This is a genomic window from Mesorhizobium sp. M1A.F.Ca.IN.020.03.2.1 (assembly GCF_004023205.1).
GTDB lineage: Bacteria > Pseudomonadota > Alphaproteobacteria > Rhizobiales > Rhizobiaceae > Mesorhizobium.
The window spans coordinates 1-5,122 of record NZ_RZSV01000117.1 but is presented as its reverse complement, the minus strand read 5'-3'; the positions used below and the strand labels follow the sequence as shown (position 1 = coordinate 5,122).

3 protein-coding genes and 3 pseudogenes are annotated in these 5,122 nt (G+C 64.6%); 1 reads left to right on the top strand and 5 read right to left on the bottom strand.

The genetic code is table 11. From position 1 onward, the window contains the following. From EOA79_RS33205 to EOA79_RS18775, 4 genes and pseudogenes are all read right to left on the bottom strand, one after another. The coding region (locus EOA79_RS33205; RefSeq protein ID WP_245489899.1) for a glycosyltransferase at positions 1 to 1,070 on the bottom strand (1,070 nt) is incomplete at its 3' end. Positions 1,071 to 1,362: 292 nt separating this feature from the next. Continuing rightward, positions 1,363 to 2,949, bottom strand: a complete 1,587-nt coding sequence (locus EOA79_RS18785; protein WP_245479192.1) for a tlde1 domain-containing protein — start codon at positions 2,947 to 2,949, stop codon at positions 1,363 to 1,365. A gap of 506 nt (positions 2,950 to 3,455) precedes the next feature. Next, positions 3,456 to 3,704 (bottom strand): hypothetical protein, encoded by a 249-nt coding sequence (locus tag EOA79_RS33200; RefSeq protein ID WP_179293627.1) that lies wholly within the window; start codon positions 3,702 to 3,704, stop codon positions 3,456 to 3,458. A gap of 291 nt (positions 3,705 to 3,995) precedes the next feature. Then, positions 3,996 to 4,459, bottom strand: a pseudogene (locus EOA79_RS18775) (DUF2231 domain-containing protein). Positions 4,460 to 4,710: 251 nt separating this feature from the next. Between EOA79_RS18775 and EOA79_RS33670 the strand changes: the two are divergent. Continuing rightward, positions 4,711 to 4,864 (top strand): annotated as a pseudogene (locus EOA79_RS33670) (SAM-dependent methyltransferase); the annotation flags it as partial. Positions 4,865 to 4,893: 29 nt separating this feature from the next. Here EOA79_RS33670 and EOA79_RS33195 read toward each other — a convergent pair. Beyond that, positions 4,894 to 5,122: pseudogene (locus EOA79_RS33195) on the bottom strand (monooxygenase); the annotation flags it as partial.

Here is a 5,122-nt window from a genome sequence, read left to right as displayed (position 1 = left end):
ATGCCGAGCCCGCCCCCCCGCCGCGCCCAGTACGGCTGGTCGCCGATCTGCGGCACCCCCAGTTGCGGCGCTCCTGCCCGCGCGGCGGCGACGGTCGTTCCGGCACCGCCGTGATGCATGACCGCGGCGACGCGGCGGAACAGCGTCTGCTGGTTGACATCGCCGACGGCGAACCAATCGTCCCGGTCGTCGGTAAGGCCAAGCTCGGCCCAGCCACGCGCGATCACCGTGCGCCGGCCCTTGGCGCGGACCGCCTCGATGGCCGCACGGCCGGCCTCCTTGGCCACGGCAATGGAGCCGAAGCCGACATAGACCGGAGGCGGGCCGGCTGCGAGGAATGCCTCCAGCCCGTCGGGCAGCGGCCGCTCGTCGTCCAGGATCCAGGCGCCGGTCTGCCTGGCATCGGTCAGGTCCGAGGGCAGCCACGGCCCGAGCGCTGGGTCGCAGGCGAGCAGGACCGGATCGCCGTAGACGTAATCGCGGACATTTTCCACCGCAGGCAATCCGAGCGACGCGCGCCAGCTGTTGATCGCTTGGCCGAACAGCGCGTTCTTGGTCGCGATATCCGTCTCCCACAGCAGCCGGTTGTCGGTCACCCCGGCTGGAAGCGGATGTCCCGGATATTCATGCGGCCGGTTGTGCGCCGACGGCAGCCATATCGGACAGAAGGTGGCAAGGATGTAGCGCATGTGCCGCTGCCCGGCGACCAGCCGCGCGGCGGCACAGGACGGAAACAGGCCGCAGGCCACCACGGCATCGCAGCCTTCGGCGGCCGCCATGAGCGTATCATATTGCCTGGCGAGGATCTCGGCCGCCTGGCCGGAGATGAGCGCGGCCACGTCCTTCGGCGATTCCGATGCCCTGCGCCGCGTCATCTCCTTTACCCATTCGCGCACCGGTGCGAAGGCCGGCACCAGCTCCACACCGGCACGGGCGCACAGCGCTGCAAATTCTTCATCGCCGGGGACACTCACCCGCACCTCGGCGCCGAGCGCCTGCAGTCGCTCGCCCAGCGCCACCACCGGCTCGACATCGCCGCGCGAACCGTAAGTCGACAGTAAAATCCGCATGCAAACTCCCTTTCCTAAACTGAGGTCAAGGGCAGCGTACATACGGCATTGCCGGGGGCTTGCCGCAAGCCCGGGCTGCGCTATATATGCTTTCTGGGAGAGGGAGTTCTCCCTTTCCTCATCCGCAATTCGATGGAACCGGTCACTGCCGCTGTTGCAAGAGACGTGGCGAAGACATCAAGCGCGTGCGTCGACCGCGCCGCGCGTCAACGGCGGTAAGGACCGCAAACCGTCACGAAATCAAAGGCAGCCTACCGGCAACAAGCTGCTGCCGGCATAGTGGCGGGCGGGGTCAGCCCTGGCGGCCTTCCTGGGCGACCTGGGTGGGCGACCCGTTCAGGCGCGGCACAACGACCAGGCGCTTGATCTTCCCCTTCTTGAAGGCAGAGAGGAAGCGGCCATAATCCTTGAAGGCCACGCAGCCGCTGGATTGGGCTGGGGCGCCGCGCAGCAGATAGGTATGGGCGAGCAGACCGTTGCGGTTATATTTGTTCCTGCCGCTGGTCGGCGTCAGCCGGATGGCCTCGACGCCATGGAAGCGCGATTCACGCAGCGACAGATTGTAGGTGTCGGGCGGCGTCGGGCCGGAATTCTTGCGGTTGGCGAAGCGCGGCTGGTCGGCCATGGCGCCCTTCCCCGAATGCGCCTCCAGCTTGGAGCCATCGGGCATGTAGACCGTCGCCGTCGAGATGTCATAGACGGCGACGCCATTGCCCGTCGAAGGACTGTTGAACAGACCCCTAAAGGCGTTGCCGAGACCGCCGCGCTCGGGCGTGTCCGGCTTGGCGTAGGCGAGCATCTCGGAGGCTTGCGCCTTGCTGCGCTTGGCCGGCGCGGCCTCAATCGGCTTCGCACCCTGCACACCCGGAAGCGCCTGGTCGGAGCTCCTCAGCGAGCGCGGCGTCTGCGCACCTTCGGCGGAGTCGACAACGGTCGGCTGCGGCTTGGCCGGCTGCGGTTTGGCCGACTCCGGTTTTGCAATTTGGGGCCTTGCCGCCTGGCTTGCCTGCGGCTTGGCCGGTTCCGGCTTCCTCGCGGCATTCTGTTCAGGCGCTTCCGTCGCGCGCCCGAGGGCGGTGCGCGGCCTCAAACCAGGCACGGCGATGCTGTCGGGCAAATCATCCTGCGGCGGCAGCGAAGCGACCTGCACTTCAGCTTGTCCGTCGTCGCCGGAAGCGCCGGCCGTCATCTCAGGCGCGTCGCCGCTGGCGAGCGCGACGGCGCTCGGCACGTCGACCGTCTCTTCGGGCATGACATTGGCAAGCGCCAGCGCCAGTTCGGACGCGCGCTGAACGTCGACCTGATTTCCGCCAAAGCGTGACTCGGCCGGGCCGCTCAAGGTCAGCCCACTCCGGCCCGAACCGTTATCGGCCGCGCCGCCGAAGCGGCTTGCCGACGGCAAGCTCGCCAGCAGGACCGGAGCGTTCTCGGCGCGCCGGAAGGCATCGGCCAGTTTCTGCGGCGAAAGCCCGGCGCGCTTGATGACGCTGTCGAAACGGTCGGCGACGTCCGCGGCGGAAGCCGCGACAACCTTCTCATGCGATACGCTATCCGGTGCCGGTTTCAGCCGCGCGGCCTTGCCGTCATGCACCAAGCTGGAGGGGTTTGGCGTGGAGCTCGCAAAGCTGGCTGCGAGACTGAGGCAGCCGGCATCGCAGCCGCGGGTGAGCGAGCCCGTCTTGTGCGCGCCGTTCGCGGCAAGGCGCGGCGCCCAGGCGTTCGCGACCTTGCGGCGCTGGTCGCCAAGCACGATGCTGCGCGGCGCAAGCATGCTCTGCGGCAATCCGTTGGAGGCGGCGGTGAGCGAGGTACTCACGGAATAGAGGCCGGCCATGGTCGCGACCGACCACAGGGCCAGAGCAGCGCCGACAGCAGGCACTACAACCCAACGATGACCACCAGATTTCTTCGAAGTTACCCCCTCTTCAGGAGCGTCACCCCGGTTCTTCAAACGCAAAAACGCCATACGACCACTCTCAATCGGCATGCCGGTTTGCGGACCTGGCACCCGTCACGATCACAGCTCGCCTGGTGCCCCCTGCACCTTCACGCGTCTGTTGCCGATTGATTCAAAAGATGGACAAAGATGGTTAACCAATCCCTCCACCAATCGCCATTGTGGCGACGGTCCATACGAAAAAAGAGCCCTCCATGGTCTCCGCCACGGTAAAAATGCTCTCCCTCAGCTGCTTTGCTGCCCGTTTTTGCGGGCCGAGTCAAGCAAGCGCGAAGGTTCTACCCTTTCGGGCGATCGCCAGCTAAGAACGGATTGAGGTTAAAAAACGGCAGGAACAGCCTGGCGCGACCAGCTGCGGCATCTCTTCCAGGGCGGCAGATCGCAACGTCAACCCGATGCGGGAAGACAGCCTTCGCCGCGCCAGACAATCAAGGACGGAGCTGTCGAGCCGGATTGCGTCGCGACGGTGCGGTGCGGCGCTCCGCAAGCGATTGCAACAACTCCGCTTCGGCGCTGAAGCCGTTTTGGAAGGCTTCGAGCACGTCGGAGGCAAGCTGTTCTCTTTGGTCCCCGTCTTTTAACGCCAGACGGCGATCGTTGCACAACTGATCGAATACTTTCTGGAGGAGCTCCAGCTCGACTGGCGTGAATATTCCGCTGTGTTTGGTGAAAGCCATGACGCCTCCCTGCCCCTTACATGGGCGAAAGCGCGATCTACTCTTTCAAGCGTCCGTGCGCCTCGTCTGGGTGCGGACGACAAGGCATCCTACACCTTTCCGGCCGGCCTATCGATTCCGTCGTAGTCGTAGATCGGACTGTTCAAGCTGAACCCGCTTCCGTCGGCCAACGTCGCGGGGCGCCTTGGAGTTGTTCAACTTTTGAATCGCTTGCCCAATCCGACTGATTGTTCTTACACAGCTTCCAGCGAAATCCTGGAGCTGCTTCAATCACCGGAAAAGCGGGCGCATTCAGCGCATTTGGTCCGGATCGTCGGCAACGCCGACGTGATGCCGATAGACCATTCCCCAACCCTTCCAGCCGGTGAACAGAAGGATGAGGACAACGATCAGCGACAGGACAAGGCCAACCGGCACTACGGCTGCCTCCGCGTTGGCATATCGCGAGTACCAGTTGTAAGTTCGATGAGAACGACGACCACGTTGCCGCCGGCGTGAAACCATGCGTCCTGGAGATTGCGGATCTGGGTGTCGCCGAGGACATCGGTCAAACCGGCAAGAGCCGCCAGCACGGCCATGGTCAGACCTGCCCCCAGCAGCCAGAGCGTAGCGGTGACCCAGCCCGGATTGCCGGTTCGCCAGAAGAAAAGGTCGCAAACGAAGGTCGCGACGAAGAAGGCGATCGGGAACGGTATCAGCATTGCATGAACAGGGTGGCCGGCAATGCTTGCCGTGCTGTGCGGATTGCGAGGGATCGTGTGCTGGACCATCGTAGGGCCTCCTCGAGGCGTGGCGAGCGCCGCCCTCAGGCCACATCACAACGCATCAGGGGCTCGGCGGCAGAAAGCCGGATATATGCAAACTCCGGTTGAGCCGGAATGTTCCATAACCCGACTGCGCTGCGCGGGACGGAATTCACGCCCCGCTAGAGGCGCGTATGCCAGTGTGTGGCTCGACTCGAAAGCGAGCTGAACGATAGTGTGCTCTTGTCGCGCGTGATCCAATGCCACGCATCCCGGCGGTGGCTTATTGTCACGGCACTCTTCTTCGCAACGAAATCCAAGCCAGGGATCGGCAAAACTGGAGCAGCAACGGATTACGCCACTTCGGTGATTGCGGACAGGCACGGCAGCGATGAGGTCGCCGCCAAAATTCAGTCGACATCATCGTGGCTGAACTCTAGACCAACCTATCGAGCCAGGCGCGCGTCGGCCAAACCGGGGACAGGTTTCGTCTTGCCGCTGAGCCGCGCTCCAAAGGTGAGCGTGCATGGAAAATTGCGGACGACTGCCTCCATCAACGCGGCGCCGCCGGGGCCGAGGGCTAACCGAGCCAGGGCTTCGGCGGCCAGGACCCGCGTGGAGAATAATCTTCGCCAGACCGCCTCGTAGCGTTTGCCGGCCGCTTCCCGTCCCGCC